General features: G+C 56.2%; 15 protein-coding genes and 2 tRNA genes. 12 read left to right on the top strand and 5 right to left on the bottom strand.

Features of this window, described 5'->3' with window-relative positions; all coding sequences use genetic code 11:
• The first annotated feature begins 166 nt into the window (after positions 1 to 166).
• A complete protein-coding gene (locus GS636_RS02485; protein WP_171668333.1) occupies positions 167 to 1,309 on the top strand; it encodes a HupE/UreJ family protein in 1,143 nt (380 codons plus the stop codon).
• A gap of 7 nt (positions 1,310 to 1,316) precedes the next feature.
• On the opposite strand, the gene GS636_RS02480 is transcribed toward GS636_RS02485, so the two are convergent.
• On the bottom strand, positions 1,317 to 1,937 hold the full coding sequence (locus GS636_RS02480; RefSeq protein ID WP_171668332.1) for a thiamine phosphate synthase: 621 nt from the start codon (positions 1,935 to 1,937) through the stop codon (positions 1,317 to 1,319).
• Positions 1,938 to 2,100: 163 nt separating this feature from the next.
• Between GS636_RS02480 and GS636_RS02475 the strand changes: the two genes are divergently transcribed.
• The 4 genes from GS636_RS02475 (at position 2,101) to GS636_RS02460 (ending at position 6,663) form a co-directional block, all read left to right on the top strand.
• Positions 2,101 to 2,844 (top strand): RNA methyltransferase, encoded by a 744-nt coding sequence (locus GS636_RS02475; protein ID WP_171668331.1) that lies wholly within the window; start codon positions 2,101 to 2,103, stop codon positions 2,842 to 2,844.
• Between the two features lie 59 nt (positions 2,845 to 2,903).
• The gene (gene ctaA / locus GS636_RS02470; RefSeq protein WP_171668330.1) at positions 2,904 to 4,049 is read left to right on the top strand and encodes a heme A synthase; all 1,146 of its coding nucleotides are present in this window, start codon (positions 2,904 to 2,906) and stop codon (positions 4,047 to 4,049) included.
• A gap of 4 nt (positions 4,050 to 4,053) precedes the next feature.
• Positions 4,054 to 5,523 carry a carboxypeptidase M32 gene (locus tag GS636_RS02465; RefSeq protein ID WP_171668329.1) on the top strand — a complete coding sequence of 490 codons (1,470 nt, stop codon included), beginning with the start codon at positions 4,054 to 4,056 and terminating at the stop codon, positions 5,521 to 5,523.
• 462 nt (positions 5,524 to 5,985) lie between these two features.
• On the top strand, positions 5,986 to 6,663 hold the full coding sequence (locus tag GS636_RS02460; RefSeq protein WP_371808684.1) for a THxN family PEP-CTERM protein: 678 nt from the start codon (positions 5,986 to 5,988) through the stop codon (positions 6,661 to 6,663).
• A gap of 107 nt (positions 6,664 to 6,770) precedes the next feature.
• Here the strand turns inward: GS636_RS02460 and gyrA are convergent, their stop codons facing one another.
• The gene (gene gyrA / locus GS636_RS02455; RefSeq protein ID WP_171668327.1) at positions 6,771 to 9,494 is read right to left on the bottom strand and encodes a DNA gyrase subunit A; all 2,724 of its coding nucleotides are present in this window, start codon (positions 9,492 to 9,494) and stop codon (positions 6,771 to 6,773) included.
• 192 nt (positions 9,495 to 9,686) lie between these two features.
• Between gyrA and GS636_RS02450 the strand changes: the two genes are divergently transcribed.
• Together GS636_RS02450 and GS636_RS02445 are read left to right on the top strand one after the other, a co-directional pair.
• Positions 9,687 to 9,956, top strand: coding sequence for an usg protein (locus tag GS636_RS02450; protein ID WP_171648414.1), 270 nt, complete (start codon positions 9,687 to 9,689; stop codon positions 9,954 to 9,956).
• Positions 9,957 to 10,057: 101 nt separating this feature from the next.
• On the top strand, positions 10,058 to 10,753 hold the full coding sequence (locus tag GS636_RS02445; RefSeq protein ID WP_171668326.1) for a hypothetical protein: 696 nt from the start codon (positions 10,058 to 10,060) through the stop codon (positions 10,751 to 10,753).
• Here the strand turns inward: GS636_RS02445 and GS636_RS02440 are convergent, their stop codons facing one another.
• Positions 10,754 to 11,707, bottom strand: a complete 954-nt coding sequence (locus GS636_RS02440; protein WP_171183385.1) for a radical SAM protein — start codon at positions 11,705 to 11,707, stop codon at positions 10,754 to 10,756.
• A gap of 164 nt (positions 11,708 to 11,871) precedes the next feature.
• Here GS636_RS02440 and zwf point away from each other — a divergent pair, with 164 nt between their 5' ends.
• The 4 genes from zwf (at position 11,872) to GS636_RS02420 (ending at position 17,408) form a co-directional block, all read left to right on the top strand.
• Positions 11,872 to 13,326, top strand: coding sequence for a glucose-6-phosphate dehydrogenase (gene zwf / locus GS636_RS02435; RefSeq protein ID WP_171668325.1), 1,455 nt, complete (start codon positions 11,872 to 11,874; stop codon positions 13,324 to 13,326).
• Positions 13,323 to 13,994 (top strand): 6-phosphogluconolactonase, encoded by a 672-nt coding sequence (gene pgl, locus GS636_RS02430; RefSeq protein WP_171668324.1) that lies wholly within the window; start codon positions 13,323 to 13,325, stop codon positions 13,992 to 13,994. The genes zwf and pgl overlap by 4 nt, the downstream gene beginning before the upstream one ends.
• Before the next feature lie 4 nt (positions 13,995 to 13,998).
• Positions 13,999 to 15,603 carry a glucose-6-phosphate isomerase gene (gene pgi, locus GS636_RS02425; protein WP_171668323.1) on the top strand — a complete coding sequence of 535 codons (1,605 nt, stop codon included), beginning with the start codon at positions 13,999 to 14,001 and terminating at the stop codon, positions 15,601 to 15,603.
• Between the two features lie 185 nt (positions 15,604 to 15,788).
• Complete coding sequence (locus GS636_RS02420) at positions 15,789 to 17,408, top strand: long-chain-fatty-acid--CoA ligase (protein ID WP_171668322.1); 1,620 nt, start codon at positions 15,789 to 15,791, stop codon at positions 17,406 to 17,408.
• Between the two features lie 21 nt (positions 17,409 to 17,429).
• Here GS636_RS02420 and GS636_RS02415 read toward each other — a convergent pair.
• Positions 17,430 to 17,504 (bottom strand) — tRNA-Asn (locus GS636_RS02415).
• Positions 17,505 to 17,801: 297 nt separating this feature from the next.
• On the opposite strand from GS636_RS02415, the gene GS636_RS02410 reads away from it, so the two are divergent.
• Positions 17,802 to 18,236, top strand: coding sequence for a hypothetical protein (locus tag GS636_RS02410; protein ID WP_171668321.1), 435 nt, complete (start codon positions 17,802 to 17,804; stop codon positions 18,234 to 18,236).
• 454 nt (positions 18,237 to 18,690) lie between these two features.
• Here GS636_RS02410 and GS636_RS02405 read toward each other — a convergent pair.
• Positions 18,691 to 18,765, bottom strand: a tRNA-Asn gene (locus tag GS636_RS02405).
• Between the last annotated feature and the right edge of the window lie 2 nt (positions 18,766 to 18,767).

The following is an 18,767-nucleotide window of genomic DNA, read 5'->3' as shown; positions in this document are numbered from 1 at the left end:
GATGTCATGCCGCAGCGGTGATGCCCGTGCAAGTCAGAACGTAACCGCCGTCAGATATTCCCGAACCACCCGGCATTTACGCCTTTTGTGCTTGCGAACAGAGACCTGCACGGGAACAATTGACCACAATGATTGGTGAATTGTTTCCTTTACCGGAGAGTTTCTTATGAACGGCCGTGTATTTCGGGCCATCCTTCGTGTCTTTGCCCTCTTTATCTTTAGCTGTTTGGTCTTTGCGTTCCTTTCTTCAAGCGCGGGGCGGGCGCAATCTGACCAACCTACGGTGATTGATTTCTGGATCGCCGATGAAAAGCTGTTCCTTGAGGTTGGATTGAATGCTGAAGCACTGTTGCTTGGGTTTGATCCAACACGGCATGAAGTTCTTTCCGGGGATCCGCAGTATCTGGCACTGCGGCAGACGACGTCATCGGAACTGGAACCAAAGATCAGAGCGTTTGTTGAAACGTGGGTGCAGGACGTCGAAGTTCAGGTTCCCGAGCGTTTGAAACTGACTTTGGAACGCGTGCTTGTCCTTGAAGGCGGTGGTAAAGAAGAAGCGCGTGTTACCAAACTGCTGCTAACAGCACCTTTTCCGGATCAAGCTTCGAACCTGAAAATGCGCTGGCCGGTTGATGGCGGGCCGATTGTGCTGCGGCAGCAGGGCGTTGCGGCGCCCTATACCAGTTACTTGGCGGCCGGTGAAACCAGCCCTCTCATACCATTGCGCGGAGGGGCATCCTTGACGCCGCAACAGACACTAAAGACGTTTTTTGCGTTGGGGATCGAGTACGTCATAAACGCTCCGTTCACACCGTGCTTGCTTGCCCTGGTCCTTGTGTTTCTGTCTTTGTCCTTGCGAGCAGTCGTGGCGCAGGTGGTGTTTCTGTCAGTTGGCGTGTTCGTTGGGCTTGGCTTGGCTGTCTACGACGTGTTGAACGTGCCGACCTATGTCGGTTTACATGCGCCGACGGCGTTTGTCATCGGGCTGGCTTTGTGGAACCTCGTGGCACGACGGTTGCAGGTCGCGCGGCTGTTGACCGTGTTTGCTGGCGGAACAGTGTTTGGATTGGCTTTGGCAAGGGCTCTTCGGGCTATCGGCGTGCCGCCGGACCATCAGCTTCCAGCGATGTTGGGGTTTGGGGCTGGGGTTGTGGTGCCGCTGGTTTTGGCTGCCTCGGCTGCGTTTGGACTGGCGCTATTGTTTGCTGGCCGTTCGCACAGGACCCGCGGCCGAATTTCCGCTCTGGCCTCAATCCTGATTGCAGGGCTCGGGGTGTATTGGCTAGCCGAGCCTTGGATTTTGGGGTGATGCCCGGTTAGGACATCGCTGCTGTTAGAGTGTTCAGCGTGCCAAGCGGATCGTCGCTGTTCCAGATTTCGTCCCCAATGCCGAAGAAATCGGTGCAGGGGGCCAGGTCGCGGATCAGGTCGGGCGTTAGTCCACCTTCGGCCACAACCGGAACTTCGATCATCTCGGACCACCACTGGAACAGATCCTTTTCGGCACGCGTGCCATCGCCCAAAACGGTGGTGCCAACAGGACCGAAGGCTACATAATCGGCACCGTTTTCACCAGCGGTCATACCGTCATGGCTGGAGGCACCGCAGAAACTACCGACAATTGCATCTGTGCCCAATTCCTTGCGCACAGCCCTGACGGACCGAGCCGCGTCGTCCAAATGCACACCGTCCAGACCAAGACGCTGGGCCAGCAGCACGTGGTTCGAAATAACGATGGCCACATCACGCGCATGGGCAACCTCGCGACAGGCATCTGCCGCACGGGAAAGGGTGTCTTCGTCGTTTCCGGCCAGCGCCAGGCGGATGCAGGCAATGTCGGCCCCGTCCAGAACCGTTGCCAGCTTGCTTGTGAAGGTGCTCAACTCGATGGTCGGAGGCGTGATCAGGTAAATCTGCGGCTGCTCGGGGGTGTCCATGGGCGCGTCCTTCGGCTTTTGGTCTTTGGCGCGGTTTAGCGGATTGCGGCGGGGAAGCAAACTTTTTAGCCCGCCAAGCAGGTATTTGGAAACAGAAGAAGAGGATCGGGTTGCCCTGTAAACGCCATCGGATTAGAGCGGGCGGAACTTTTCGGAGACAGCCATGCCCAGCGATACATCTCAGCCCTCTTTCGTGCTCGTTCGCCCGCAAATGGGCGAAAACATCGGTGCCGCCGCGCGTGCGATGTGGAATTTCGGTCTGGATCGTATGCGCATCGTGGCCCCGCGCGACGGCTGGCCCAATCCCAAGGCGGTCGCCATGTCCAGCGGGGCGGGGCGGTTGCTGGATGAGGCGCAGCTTTTTGACGATTTGGCTGGTTCTCTAGCCGACAGCACGTTTGTCTTCGCGACCACCGCCCGGCAACGCGGGTTGACCAAACCGGTCTACAGCCCGGAACGTGCGATGCAGATCGCGGCTGAGAAAGTCGCAGCAGGAGAGAAAGTCGCCGTGCTGTTTGGTCCTGAACGCGCAGGGCTTGAGAATGAAGACATTGCAAAGGCCAACGCGATCATATCGGTTCCGGTGAACCCGGAATACGCCTCGCTGAACCTGGGGCAATGCGTGTTGCTGACCGCCTATGAGTGGATGCGCCAGACCGGCGACGTGGTGCACGAGACCACCGATTTGGGCAAAGGCGACTGGGCCACAGGGATCGAAGTGGAAAAACTGGTCGAGCATTACGAGGATCGTCTGGAAGAGGCCGGGTTCTTCTATCCCCCCGAAAAAGCAGAGGGTATGAAAGTCAATCTGCGTAATCTGTGGTCGCGGATGCGGATGACGCGGGCTGATGTGCAGATGCTGCATGGGATCATGCGGCAGATGGTCCGCTGGAAAGACAAAAGCTGAGTCTGGACCTATCTTCCGCCAAGCCCTAGCTTGCGACAAAATCAGGACATGAGGACAGCATGAGCGGTAAGCGCAGCATCTTCGAAGAGGTCTCGGACACCGAAAAACAACAGGCCGTGCAACCGGGAATGATCGACCGGGGACGCGGCGGCGCACGCCAGGGGATCCGTGTTTGGCTTATGATCCTGTTTGCCCTGGTCGTCGTTATGATCGCAGTTGGTGGTCTGACGCGCCTGACCGACAGCGGCCTTTCGATCACGGAATGGCGTCCGATCACCGGAGCCATCCCGCCGATGAATGAGGCCGACTGGCAGGCGGAATTCGACAAATACAAGCAGATCGACCAATGGCGCATTCAAAACCAATGGATGGAGTTGAATGATTTCAAGTTCATCTACTGGTGGGAATGGGGCCATCGTCAACTGGGCCGCGTGATCGGACTTGTCTGGGCCCTCGGGTTCTTTGGTTTCTTAGCTGCACGTAAAATTCCAACCGGCTGGACCGGTAAGCTGTTGATTCCGGGCCTTTTAGGCGGTGTTCAAGGTGCGGTCGGATGGTGGATGGTTGCCTCGGGCGTGACGCAGGGTGAGGGCATGACCGCCGTTGCCAGTTATCGTCTGGCCACACATTTGGGTCTGGCTTTTGTGATCCTGGGCTTCTTGGCGTGGTACATCTTTGAACTGGGCCGCGAAGAACGCGACCTGATGCAGGCGCGCCGCGCGAAAGAGGCCAAACTGTTCTCACTGTCCACCGGTCTGATGCATTTCGCCTTTTTACAAATACTCATCGGCGCGCTGGTTGCTGGGATTGACGCCGGGCGGTCTTACACCGACTGGCCCTTGATCGGCGGGCAAGTATTCCCACCCGATGCCACAGCGCTGGAGCCAATGTGGCGGAACTTCTTTGAAAGTCCCGGATTGGTTCAGTTCATTCACCGCTGCGCGGGGTATCTGCTGTTCATCTTCGCTTTCATCGTCTGGCGTCGTGGCGGGACCAGCGCGCATCCGCAGACACGATTTGCCTTCAATGCCGCCTTTGCCGCGCTGGCGCTGCAGGTTGTCGTCGGCATCGTGACCGTGGTCTACGGTGCGCCCTGGCAGATCGCTATCTTCCATCAGTTCATGGCCGTTGTCGTCTGGACCCTGATCCTGCGCGCCCGGTTCTTGACCGCTTATCCCATCGCAACATCCCTGCGCGGAGTATGATCCTATGACCGCTTTCAATGATCTCATGGCCTTTCAGCGTGAAACCTCGGCTTTGGGCCAGATTGCCGGGCGGCTGGGCTGGGATCAGGAAACCGTCATGCCGCGCGGGGCCGCGCCGCAGCGTGCCGAAGAAATGGCCGCGATTGAGGCCGTGCTTCACGCGCGAAAATCTGATCCACGCGTGGCTGAGTGGCTGGAACAGGCGGTACCTCAGGATGAGGTCGGTAAAGCGCAAATTCGTGAAATCCGCCGCGCGTATGAACGCGCCGTGAAAGTGCCAGCCGATCTGGCAACGACCATTGCCCGTGTCACGTCCGCCGCACAGGGAACCTGGGCACAGGCCCGGGCGGATGAAGACGTTTCCGCATTCCTTCCGGTTTTGGAAGAAGTGGTTTCACTCAAGCGTCAGGAGGGTGAGGCATTGGCGCAGGGCGGTGACGTCTATGACGCGATGGTCGAGGATTATGAGCCCTTTACAACCGGCGCACAAATCGCGGCTATTTTTGATAAAATGCGCCCACGTCTGGTGGCTTTGCGCGCCGCCGTATTGGATCGGCCGGAACCGGCAGCTCTGAATGGCAGCTTTGAGGAACAAACCCAGATGCGCCTGACGCAAAAACTGGCGACAACATTTGGATATGATCTGAATAACGGCCGGGTGGACAAAGCGGTGCATCCGTTCAGCTCGGGCAGTGGCCTGGACGTGCGCATCACCACGCGCACCAGCGAAACGGATCCCTTCAATTGCTTCTATTCCACCATTCACGAGGTCGGCCACGCCGCGTATGAGCAAGGTATCGACAAAGCCTATTTGCTGACCCCGCTTGGAAATGGTGTGTCGATGGGTGTGCATGAAAGCCAAAGCCGGATCTATGAAAACCAACTTGGTCGCTCGCGCGCCTTTACCGGTTGGCTGTTCACCCAAATGACTGAGGCTTTTGGTGATTTCGGCATTGCCAATGCAGATGCGTTCTATGCGACTGTCAACCGAGTTCATAATGGATACATCCGCACCGAGGCTGATGAAGTTCAGTACAACCTGCACATCATGCTGCGTTTTGATCTGGAACGCGCCCTGATGGCCGGAGACTTGCAGGTGAGCGACCTCGAATCCGCGTGGAACGATCGGTTCAAGGCAGATTTTGGCTACGCGGTCGACAAACCTTCGAATGGCTGTTTGCAGGATGTGCACTGGTCCGTTGGGCTGTTCGGCTACTTCCCGACTTACTCCCTGGGCAACGTTTACGCTGGCTGTCTTTATCAGGCTTTGCGCGCAGCAGTACCGTGGCTGGATACCCAACTTGCAGAAGGTGACACCTTGGGCGCGACGGGCTGGTTGCGGGATCAGGTTCAGCAGCATGGCGGGCTTTATGCACCGCGAGACGTCATCGCACGTGCCAGCGGCGTAGAGCCGGGGCCGGAGCCATTGCTTTCCTATCTGGAAGAAAAGTTCGGAACACTATACGGGATCTGAGCTGAGCATACGTTTTCCGGCCTGTTTTCACCAAGACAGGACCTCCCGAGTGACGCTGCGGGGAAAGGGCGGTTTTTGACCGTGATTCACCGTAGTTGACTGTTTCAAAGATGATTGCAGCCGGCGATTTCAACCCGGTGCGTGCGACATCAGATTGCGATCCAATGCGTGTGGCATCCACTTAGGAGGTGTTAACGCGTGTCTGGCCTTTACCAGATAGCGTAATGTCTATTTGCGATTGAAAAAATTGTATCCCAAAAGGTTTAAATTTCCCTATTCGAATCCACTGTTGCGGTATTGGTAACGATGTTGAGGGTTTTCGCTTCAAATGAGGAGAAAAAGTGGCCAAATTGTGTTTGCGTTGCTAGTTACTCTCAAGTCTGTGCAGCACTTCCTTAGGAGTGCAAATTCGTAAAAAGTGATTGATGGGTAGGGGTTAAACACATGGCGCTGAAATGTAACGTGGCTGCGATTGCCTTAGTCGGGGTATTGGCTGGAAGTGCTGCCTCGGCATTGAGCGTAACAGCTATTTCGCCCTCTTGGCAGAACGTGAATCCGACGACTGGTATTACTGAAAGCAGTTCTGGTTCAACGATCTCGCTGCGTTGGGGCGGTGGCAGTAACCCGAGTGGTTATGATTTCACGCCGACGGGTACACCAATATTAAACCTTTCGCCGGACACAGCTTTTGACCTGGGACAGTTCACGCATCTCAACTTCCCGATTCCAGGGGAGGTTCTGAGTTCGGTTGATCTTGTCGTTGATCTGCAGATCGGCGGCGGACCTCTGGTGTCATCAACCTTTTCACTGACCCATAATGAGACCTTAAACCTACCGGCAAATTGTCCTCAGGATGCAACGCCCTGCAACGATATTGTGACCATTGCCAACTCACTCGGTTCCCAGAACTTCACCTATGGTGGACAGAACTTTGTGTTCTCGGTGCTTGGCTTTTCACAGGACGGTGGGAACACAATTTCCACTGGTTTCAGTACGGTTGAAGGGGCGCAGAACCACGCAACGCTTTATGGTCAGTATACAGTCGCTCCTGTTCCGCTGCCTGCTGCCGGGTGGCTGTTGCTTGGGGGCATCGGTGGGCTGTTCGCCTACGGGCGTCGCCAAAAGCGCAATACCGCCTAGACAAGGTTTTTCTGCCGCAAGTTCGTTAATGCGGCAGAGGATTGAGAAAAGCGCAAAAACCCGAGGTCAGCAAACCTCGGGTTTTTCTATTTTACAATCTGGAACGACTACTCTTCTGTCTCGTCTTCACCCTGATCAGCGATCCAGGCAACGCTGACAACTTCTTCGCCCTTGCCAGTGTTGAAGACCCGGACACCACCTGCACTGCGGGACCGGAAGGAAATTCCTTCGACAGGGACGCGGATCGACTGACCTTTGGACGTGGCCAGCATGATCTGGTCGTCGATCTCGACCGGGAAAGATGCCACAAGCTCGCCGCCGCGCATCGCCTTGTCCATGGCCGCCACGCCCATACCGCCGCGTCCGCGGACAGGGTAGTCGTGGCTGGAACTCAGCTTGCCGGCGCCTCCTGTTGTGATGGTCAGGATCAGGTTTTCCGAGGCCGACATTTCGGCATAGCGTTCCTGTGTGATCGAACCTGGCGCTGCCTCATCCTCGTCTGTCTCACCGTCATCGGCAATGCCTGCCACTGCGCGGCGCATCTTGAGGTAAGCCGCACGTTCATCCGGGTCGGCTTCGAAGTGACGGATCACCGACATCGACACCACGCGGTCGCCATTGGTCAGCTTAATGCCGCGTACACCAGTGGATTCGCGCGAGTTGAACACGCGCACGTCGGTGGTACGGAAGCGGATCGCCCGGCCCGAATTGGTGACCAGCATCACGTCTTCGTCTTCTGAACAGATGCGTGCATTCACCAGTTCCACGCCTTCGGGCAGTTTCATCGCGATCTTGCCGTTGCGTCGGACATTGGTGAAGTCCGACAGACGGTTGCGGCGCACGTCGCCTGCGCTTGTGGCGAAGACGATTTGCAGGTTTTCCCACTCTTCATCCGGCACGTCCACGGGCATGATAGCAGCGATGGACACACCGGTCGGGATCGGCAGGATGTTGACGATTGCCTTGCCCTTGCCGGTCCGGCTGGACTGCGGCAGACGCCAAGTCTTGAGCTTGTAGACCATCCCTTCGGTGGTGAAGAACAGCAGTTGGGTATGCGTGTTCGCCACGAAGAGGTTGGTAACGACGTCCTCTTCCTTGGTCTGCATCCCCGACAGGCCCTTGCCGCCACGTTTCTGCGCGCGGAAGTCGGCCAGCGGCGTGCGCTTGATATAACCGCCCGAAGTGACGGTCACGACCATGTCTTCACGCTCGATTAGGTCCTCATCTTCCATGTCGCCGGACCAGTCGACGATCTCGGTACGGCGGTCGACGGCGAATTGTTCGCGGACGCTGCGCAGCTCATCTGCGATGATGCCCATGATGCGCTCGCGCGAGGACAGAATATCCAGATATTCCTTGATCTTGGCGGCCAGGTCTTCCAGCTCGTCCGTGACCTCTTTGACACCCAATTGGGTCAGGCGTTGTAGGCGCAGTTCCAGGATGGCACGGGCCTGAACTTCGGTCAGGTTATAGGTGCCATCGTCATTCATCTTGGACAAAGGATCGTCGATCAGGCGCAGATAGCCTTCGATCTCGGATGCCGGCCAACGGCGGGTCATCAGTTTTTCGCGCGCTTCGGCGGCGTCTGCCGAGGATCGGATCGTGGCAACCACCTCGTCCACGTTCGACACGGCCACGGCCAGACCACACAGGATGTGGCTGCGCTCTCGCGCTTTGCGCAGGTCGTACGCGGTGCGACGTGCCACAACATCTTCGCGGAAGTCGATGAAGGACGTGAGGAATCGGCGCAGGGTCAGCTGCTCGGGTCGGCCTCCATTCAAGGCCAGCATGTTGCAGCCGAACGAGGTCTGCATCGGCGAGAAGCGGAACAGTTGGTTCAGGACCACCTCGGGCGTCGCATCGCGCTTCAGTTCGACCACGACACGCACACCGTTGCGGTCGGATTCGTCCTGCACGTGACTGACGCCTTCTATCCGTTTCTCGCGCACCGCTTCGGCAATCTTTTCGATCATCGAGGCTTTGTTTACCTGATACGGGATCTCATCCACGACAATCGCATAGCGATCCTTGCGGATTTCTTCGACACGGGTCTTGGCGCGGATGATGACGCTGCCGCGACCTTCCAGATAGGCCTTGCGCGCACCAGATCGGCCCAGCATGACGCCACCCGTTGGGAAATCGGGGCCGGGGACGTATTCAATCAACTGCTCTGAAGTCAGGTCAGGATCGTCGATCAGGGCCAGAGTCGCATCGACGACTTCGCCAAGGTTGTGCGGCGGAATATTGGTCGCCATACCCACGGCGATACCGCCAGCCCCGTTGACCAGCATATTAGGGAAACGCGCGGGCAGGACGGTTGGCTCTTTGTCCTTGCCGTCGTAGTTGTCCTGAAAATCGACCGTCTCTTTTTCGATATCAGCCAGAAGGGACGCGGCAGGTTTGTCCATGCGTACTTCGGTATAGCGCATCGCCGCTGGGTTATCGCCGTCCATCGAGCCAAAGTTGCCCTGACCATCCAGCAAAGGCAGCGACATCGAGAAATCCTGCGCCATTCGTACCAGCGCGTCATAGATAGCTGAGTCACCGTGCGGGTGGTACTTACCCATCACATCGCCAACCGGACGCGCCGATTTGCGATAGGCTCTGTCGTGGGTATTCCCCGTCTCGTGCATGGCGTATAGAATACGCCGATGCACCGGCTTCAGCCCGTCGCGCAAATCCGGGATCGCGCGCGATACGATGACCGACATGGCATAGTCCAGATAGGACGTGCGCATTTCGGATTCGATGGAGACCGTCGGGCCGTCATAAACTGGGCGCTCTGGCGGGGTTTCGTCCATGTTTTCAGGAATTTCTGGCGTATCGCTCACGTAAACTGCCCGATCTTTGGCTTGGGTCTATATCTTGTGGATGCACCTTATCAGACCCGGCACATAAGGTGCAAGCAAGCAGCGCATTGAGTGCGAAAAACGACGGTAACGTCCCGGTAACATATTGTTATCCAAGAATTAGAAGGTTTCTGTGTTAGCCTGAAGAGACCTTGCAACAAACCGGAGGTCCGCATGAAGCCAAGCGAAACCGAATTGATGCTTAAAGGGTACGGTCTGACAACGGCAGAATTCTTCTATCACATGCCCGACTATATCCACGTCTTGAACACGTTCATCTGGCAGGACTACGACCTTGCGCCGGATCATCCGAAACTGTTCGAATTCATCGATTTCTGGCAGCGAGAGATCGAAGGGCCGCTTCATTCCGTCAAATTTACCCATCGCAAAATGATCGCGCCGGGCGAATGGCGTAACATGGTGGGTGAGTTCCGAGTGAACTAAGCAGATGTGAAAGTCTGACCGAGCATCGAAATACCCGTTCTCATTTAGAACAAGTCGGGTATGGTGGCAGCCAATTCGTTGGAGCCACAGGATAAAAAACGATGAAACGAGCGGTACTTTTTACTGCAATGCTGAGCCTGAGTGGTCCTGTATTTGCCGAAGGTGTTCTGGGCAAGATCAAGAAAGGTGCTGAAAACACCGCAGACGCGATCGGTCGTGGCGCGGAAAGCGTCGGTGATACAATCAGCAAAGGCGCTGAGGCCGTCGATGAAACCATCAATTCCACTTCGGATCTGCTGTCCAACGAAGCAACACCGGAAGAAACGCGTGCCAAGCTGGACGTGATGGCAGGAGAGATCCTTGATCAGTTGCTTGCCGAAAACCCCGAAGCGCAGTCACTTTATGACGTCAGTGCAGGTTATGCGGCCTTCGACTCGCGCAAGATTTCGGTCTTTCCGGTTTCGGCAGGATATGGGCGTGGTGTGGCCGTTTCAAAAGACACCGGGCAGCACACTTACATGAACATGGGCACAGGCGGCGTGGGTGCGGCCATCGGCATTGGCGGCTTTGAGACCAAGTTTGTGGTCCTGTTCGAAACCCCGGCAGACCTGCAACACTTCATAACCCATGGCTATGACGCAACAGCTGAAACCGGTGCCATGTATGGTGAAGAGAAAACAGGCGAAACCGTGCGCTTTACCGACGGGCGCTCTTTCTTTGTGCTCAGCAAAAAAGGTTGGCGCGTGTCAGCAGGTGCATCCGGCACCAAGTTCTGGAAATCGCCCGAACTGAACTGATCAACCCGAGCAGCTGGCACCGCCCAGAACGCAAAACTTGGCGCAATGAGGGTGGTTGAGGTGAACATCCGCCTCAGCTTCGGCCAGGCTGTGCCCCATCTCGAATTCGGGTTCGTAAGGCAGCAACGTGCAGGCCAGAACGGCAGGGCGGTCTGCGCCTTTGCGTTTGACCACCATGCGCGAACTTGCGCACATCACCGCATTGGGGGATTTGTCCAGAATTCCCCAGCAGGCGGTTGTAATTTCAGGCACTTCAACGGTCTCGTCCATCTCGGGGAACAAAACGGTCTGCGCCGGATCGTTGGGGTCGATGTCAAAGCGATGCTGGGCAAAGAATGCAGCATAGCCAGCGCGGCTTTCTGCATCCGTGTCCCCCCAAACCGTTCTGCCTGCGATCGCCATGTTGAAGCCGTGATCGCGCAACCATTCCATTCCGGCAACGGTTTTGTCGAAACTGCCTTTGCCACGCTCTTCATCGTGCAGGTCGGGGCGGTGATGATCGACCGAGATGCGCAGGGTCAGTTTGTCGTTGTACATGCCCTGCAGGTCCAACAAACCTTCGCGCATCTTGCGGCGCATCATTGGGGCCATCGCATTGGTCAGGATCAGGACGTCGTATCCGCGCTCCAGCGCGGCGCGAGTCATCTCGATCATTTCGGGGTTCATGAAGGGTTCGCCGCCGGTAAAGCCGATCTCGCGCACGGGCCAGTTGCGCTCTTTAATTTGATCCAGATAGTCACGAACCTCATCAGCGGTCAGATAAACCAAAGCGTCATTGGTCGGGCTGCTGGCGATGTAACAGTTGACGCATTCGATGTTGCACAGCGTACCTGTGTTAAACCACAGCGTGTCTGGCTGGGTCAGTGAAACTGTTGCGCGGGTCTGCCCGTCTGCCGTCACCAATTTGTTTTGAAACTTGCCGATATTGGCGAGCTGTGGGGCGTTGTCTTTCATTCCCGCATCCGGTTTTTATGATGTCGTCGGTTTGAACTAGCGTGTTGTTTGGGATTTGGTAAGGGTGACGCGACGGTTCTGACAGAGTTTTGATGAGCTTTGAGTTTTCAATTTTGATTGCGCTAACATTGGACATGCCGAAAGGGGCGGGTTAAGGACAGCTTATGGTTTCACGCGTCATCCCAGTTGATCCTTTTGATCTGATCATTTTCGGCGGTACCGGCGATCTTGCGCAGCGAAAAATCCTGCCTGCGCTTTTCCGTCGGTTCTGTGCGGGGCAATGGCATGAGGATGCTAATATTCTTGCCGCAGCCCGGGCGAACCATACTGCGGAAGAATTTCGTGAGATGGTTGCCGAGGCATTGCGCCAACACGCACCAAAGCGGGCGCAGGACAGCCGGGCGCTGACGCGGTTTTTGCAGCGCGTCGATTACGTGTCGCTGGATGCCATGACTGCAGAAGGTTGGGATGTTCTGGGCGAAAAGCTGTCGCCGGACCGCATAAGGGCGTTTTATTTTTCCGTCGGTCCAGGTTTGTTCGGCCCGTTGGCCGAGCGGGTCAGGGCGCATGATCTGGCGACGGACGACACCCGCATCGTGGTGGAAAAACCGTTTGGCCATGATCTTGACAGTGCGCGGGCCCTGAATGCCACGCTGGCTGCGCATTTCGACGAGAGCCAGATTTACCGGATCGATCATTATCTGGGTAAGGAAACCGTGCAGAACCTTATGGCTGTGCGCTTTGGCAATATGCTGTTCGAACCCTTGTGGAACAGCCAATATGTCGACCATATCCAAATCACGGTTGCGGAAACCGTTGGGATTTCCGGGCGCGAGGAGTATTACGAGCGCGCAGGCGCAATGCGAGACATGGTGCAGAACCACCTGATGCAATTGCTCTGCCTGATCGCGATGGAACCTCCGGCCAAATTTGATCCTGACGCAGTGCGCGACGAGAAACTCAAGGTAATCCGAGCGCTTGACCAGGTAGAGCCCCATCACATTGTGCGCGGCCAGTTTGCAGCAGGGCCAGATGGGCCGGGATACCGAGACTGCGTTGGCAATCCGCGCTCAACCACCGAAAGCTATGTGGCGTTGAAGGCTCATATCAGCAACTGGCGGTGGGCTGGAACGCCATTCTATCTGCGTACGGGTAAGCGGTTGGTGGCGCGGTCTTCGGTGATCAATGTCATGTTCAAGGACGCGCCGCATTCGATCTTCGGGGAAGAAGCCGGACGGCACGCCAATGCATTGTCGATCCGTTTGCAACCCAATGAAGGGATCACCCTGAAGGTGACGATCAAGGAACCGGGACCGGGTGGAATGCGTCTGGTCGATGTCCCACTGGACATGAGCTTTGCCGAAGCCTTGGGACCAGAAAATCAGGATCCGCCAGATGCTTATGAACGGTTGGTGATGGATGTGATCCGGGGCAACCAGACGCTGTTCATGCGCGGGGACGAGGTCGAGGCCGCCTGGGCCTGGACCGATCCGATCATCGCTGGCTGGCTGGCGCGCGGCGACGTGCCGAAACCTTATGACAGCGGCAGCACAGGGCCGGGCGACGCCGAGCTGCTGATGAAAAGAGACGGTCGCCGTTGGCAAGGAATCAAGCCATGAATATTCTGGAATATGCAGACCGAGAAATGCTGGCCATCGACGTAGCCAATACCTTGGCGGGTGATCTGGAAGCTGCACTGCTACATCATGAGACAGTCGCATTGGCCGTTCCCGGTGGGACAACGCCGGGGCCAGTGTTTGACAGCCTTTGTGCGGCTGATCTGGCGTGGGACCGTGTGCGTGTTCTGCCCACTGATGAACGCTGTGTACCTGCCGATCACGAGCGTTCGAACGAGCGCTTGATCCGTGAAAGACTGCTGACCAATCGCGCTTCTGCCGCGCATTACATCCCGCTTTATTTGCCCGGTGCGGAACCAGAGGCGGCATTGCCTGAAATTGAATCCCTGATCGCACCGGTTTTGCCGTTGTCGGTTCTGGTGCTTGGGATGGGCGACGACATGCATACGGCTTCGTTGTTTCCGGGGATGGAAGGGTTGGCGGAAGCGCTGGACAGCAATGCGCCGACGCTGGCTGTTGCACGTACAGAGGTGCAACCCGAAGCGCGCATTTCGCTGACAGCGCCGATTTTGGACGGCGCGCTGTCAAAGCACCTGATCATCTACGGTCAGGCAAAGCGCGATGCTTTGGAAAAGGCCATGTCGTTGCCACCTGAAGAAGCACCAATCGCCGCAGTGCTGAGCGGTATGACTGTCCATTGGTCGGAGTAAACACATGCAACTGGGCGCTTTGAAAGCATTGGCAGACGCGGACCGCCGTATCTTGGACCTGTTTGAGTCGGACGCCAACAGGGCCGCGGAATTTTCAGCTTCGGCCGGGAATATGCTTTTTGATTACTCCAAGACGCAGATCGACGAAAACGTGCGCGCGGGGCTGAGCCAACTCTGCGAAGACGCCGGTCTTGCGGCGCGGCGCGATGCGATGTTTGCGGGCGAAAAGATCAACGAAACTGAAGGGCGCGCGGTGCTGCACACGGCCTTGCGCAATCTGGACGGTGGCCCGGTCGAAGTGGATGGTCAGGACGTCATGCCCGAGGTTCTGGACACGCTACAACGGATGCGGGTCTTTGCCGAAGAAGTCCGTGGTGGTGCGATTGCGGGGGCAGGGGGCAGCTTTACCGATGTGGTCAATATCGGCATCGGCGGGTCTGATCTTGGTCCTGTCATGGCAACACATGCGCTGGCTCCTTATCATGATGGGCCGCGTCTGCACTATGTTTCGAACGTGGATGGCGCGCATATCGCGGACACGCTGCGTCAGTTGGACCCGACGCGGACTTTGGTGATTGTCGCCTCGAAAACCTTCACGACCATTGAGACAATGACCAATGCGCGCACGGCGCGTGCCTGGATGTCCGAAGGCGGAGGCGATCCATCCCGGCAGTTTGCCGCCGTATCCAGCGCATTGGACAAGACGCAGGCGTTTGGCATTCCCGAAGCGCATGTGTTCGGTTTCGCCGATTGGGTCGGTGGGCGTTATTCGGTCTGGGGGCCAGTGGGTCTGCCGGTCATGATCGCTGTCGGCTCGAACGCGTTTGATGCGTTTCTGCGCGGCGGGCAGGCGATGGATCTGCATTTCCGCTCGGCGGAATGGACCGAGAACATGCCCGTCATGCTGGCGCTGGTCGGTATCTGGCATCGTCAGGTTCTGGGCCATAGCAGCCGCGCCGTGCTGCCCTATGATCAGCGGCTGTTGCGGCTGCCCGCCTATTTCCAACAGTTGGAGATGGAATCGAACGGCAAATCTGTTGCCATGGATGGGTCTTCGCTGACTGTTCCGTCGGGGCCCGTGGTCTGGGGAGAACCGGGTACAAATGGTCAGCACGCGTTCTACCAATTGATTCATCAAGGCACGGATGTCATCCCTTGCGAGTTCATGGTTGCCGCCGAAGGGCACGAACCCGAGCTGACCCATCATCACCGCCTGCTTTTGGCCAATTGTCTGGCGCAGTCCGAAGCCCTGATGCGCGGTCGATCACTGGACGAAGCGCGGGACCGTATGGCGGCAAAGGGGCTGACAGGTGCGGAACTGGAGCGACAGGCGCGGCATCGGGTTTTCCCCGGTAATCGTCCATCCACCACTCTGATCTATCCGAAGCTCACACCATTTGTACTGGGTCAGATCATCGCCCTTTATGAGCACCGGGTGTTTGTCGAAGGTGTGCTGTTGGGTATCAACTCTTTCGACCAATGGGGGGTAGAGCTGGGTAAGGAGCTGGCCACGTCGCTTGGCCCCATTGTGGACGGTGAAGAGAGCGCCCAAGACAAGGACGCATCCACCGCTGCGCTGGTCGCCTATGCGTTGAAATACCGGGATTAACGCCCCAAATCGCAGCCTGCTGCACTGGTGGGCTGCATTCTTTTATTGTCAGACAATTAAATGCTTGGCAGGGTTCCTTCCTAGGAAACGACTGGATTGACGCAATGGGGCCTGCCCCTAGCTGTTAATGTCAGATGGATAAGGCAGGGGTCATCTAATACCCCGCCAACGACGGGAGGATGTCCATGCTGGGACAGATGATGACGCAGCCTTTGCTGATTTCGTCACTGATTGATCACGCAGAGCGCTACCATGGCCAGACCAGTATTGTCTCGGTCGAGACAGATGGAACGGTCACCAAAACCAACTGGGCCGAGATTGCGGTGAACGCCCGACGCCTGGCATCGGCGCTGACAACACTGGGGCTGGAACCGCAAGACAGGATCGGGACTCTGGCCTGGAACAACCGGCGGCATCTGGAGATATACTACGCGACGTCAGGCTCTGGCTTTGTTTGCCATACGGTCAATCCGCGCCTGTTCCCCGAGCAAATGACCTACATCATCAATCACGCTCAGGATCGTGTGCTGTTCTTTGATGCAACTTTCATTCCGCTTGTGGCTGCACTGCATAGTGCGCTTACAGAGGTCAGGCACTTTGTCATGATGGGGCCGCGCAATGAAGAGGCAGCGTCACAGATCCCTGATCTCAAATTCTACGACGAACTGATCGAAACAGGAGACGCCGGGTTCGAATGGCCTGATTTGGATGAAAACACCGCATCAAGCTTGTGTTACACCTCCGGCACGACGGGCAATCCGAAGGGCGTGTTGTATTCCCATAGGTCTACGTTGCTGCACAGCTTTGCGTCGAACACAAAAGATGTGATCGGGTATTCGGCGATGGACGTCGTCATGCCTGTTGTGCCGATGTTCCACGTCAACGCCTGGGGGTCGCCCTATGCCTGTGCCATGTCAGGATCACGACTTGTGTTGCCCGGGCCGGATTTGCACGGCGAAGCATTGGTCAACCTGATCGACACTTATGGTGTGACGCTGGCCATGGGGGTGCCCACCATTTGGCAAGGTCTGCTTGCCCATGCCGCCAAATGCGGGACCGAGTTGAAAAGTCTGGATCGAACAGTGATTGGCGGGGCGGCTTGTCCGCCCTCAATGATCGAAACCTTCCGCGAAAATTATGGCGTCGACACGGTTCACGCCTGGGGCATGAGCGAGATGAGCCCTCTGGGTACAGCAAACTACCCTCTGGCCAAACACATGCAGTTGCCGTTGGAAGAACAGCACGCAGTCCGTCTGAGCCAGGGCAGACCGCCCTTTGGAGTCGAGCTGAAAATCGTCGATGATGATGGCAATGATTTGCCGCATGATGGCGAAACTCAGGGCGATCTGATGGTGCGAGGGCATTGGGTTCTGGACAGCTACTTTTTGTTGCAGGATCAGCAGCTTCTGCAGGACGGCTGGTTTGCCACTGGCGATGTCGCCACGCTGGACCCGGATGGCTATATGACCATCCGTGACAGATCCAAGGATATCATCAAATCCGGTGGCGAATGGATCAGTTCGGTCGAGCTTGAAAATATCGCGGTCGCGAACCCCAAGCTTGCAACTGCTGCCGTTGTGGGCGTGCCGCACCCGAAATGGGATGAAAGGCCGTTGCTCGTCGCTGTGAAGGCTGAAGGCGAAGACCCAAGCGAAGACGAATTGCTGCGTTTCTTTGAAGGCAAGATTGCCAAGTGGCAAATCCCGGACAAGGTGGTGTTTGTCGACGCATTGCCGTTGAACGCAACCGGGAAGGTCCTGAAACGCAACCTGCGCGCAGATTTCGAAGACGCCCTGAAGGGCTGAAATCAGTACTTTATGGAAGAATGGCTCCGGCGGTAGGGATCGAACCTACGACCAATTGATTAACAGTCAACTGCTCTACCGCTGAGCTACGCCGGAACGGTTCGCGCCGTATAGCAATCGAATTACCGGTCGTCCAGAGGGTGTATGAGTTTTTTTAGTGATTTCTAGTGATGCGTTTGCCTGCCGTTACAACCGGCTTTTTCAGAGTTGAATTGGATGGATTTGGTTCCGGTGGCGGGGTTGGTTGAGCGACGTTGTTTTGCCCGCCATTGGGATTTCCAACGCGAAGATCTTGACCAGAGGTGCCCGGCGCTGTGGCCGTATTTCAATAGAGCATCCGGGCTGTTTTACGCAGACACCTGAGGCGGTCTTGTTGTTTTCAACAAGGTGTGCTTGGTTGAAATGATTAAGGAAAATCAGAAATTAAGTGTTGCACATATCATGAATCAGCCAATCAAGGGATCAAACAAATCCAAGGATAGCGAAACTGGAATGACGCCTGCGAGCGCCGAATTGCAAAAGGGTCAAGAACCCGAAAATTCTACCTTTGATCTGGAGTTCAGCTTCGAGTTGGATCGCGCAAAACTTGAAACGGCCAAGCAGCAATTGCACGATTCTATGAAGCGATCTTCCGACTTTGTTGGCGCTTTGGTGCGGCTGGGAATATTGGCGACCCTCGCGGCATTTATCCATGCCCGAAGTCAAGAGTATCCCAGCGATGCTTTCTATGGGCAAAGCTTGTTCGTTTTTTCTGTTTTTCTGTTTTTCACTTGGCTTGTTTTGGCTCTGAAAACCACTGGCTATGTGGTTTTCGAGATAATGGCGTAAAAAATTTACAGTATTTCAGTGGTTTGACTCGAAAATAAACAGCGTAGAAGAAAGTAATCCGAACAAGCCTAGCCACAATTTTAAGGTTCAGTTGTTGAAAGGAACACTTATCGGAAGCGCTGTACTGTTTTGGTTGGTTGCTTTCAGCGCCCTGATCACTTTGATCTATGGAGTGGCTATCAGTGCATTTTATGAAATTCCGGAGTTTGTAAAAAATCGGTGAAGCTTTCCAAATGGACTTGGAAGAATATCCAGTTCCTTTCCAAGCAAAATCTGATGTGGCGTTAGTTGACGGGGCGGTCAGTCAGATCTTTGAAAGCAGTTATTCCAAGTTCAAAATCAATCCGAGCCGATCAACAATCAACCGATAGTTGCCGAGGCACGCGCCATCAACGGAAGCCAATGATATGACTGACTTGATATAACTTGGGTGTTTGAGTTGGTGATCACTTGTTGGCTCCGGCGGTAGGGATCGAACCTACGACCAATTGATTAACAGTCAACTGCTCTACCGCTGAGCTACGCCGGAAC

The organism is Ruegeria sp. HKCCD4884, assembly GCF_013110855.1.
Classification (GTDB): domain Bacteria; phylum Pseudomonadota; class Alphaproteobacteria; order Rhodobacterales; family Rhodobacteraceae; genus Ruegeria.
This window is presented reverse-complemented; position numbering and strand designations above follow the sequence as displayed.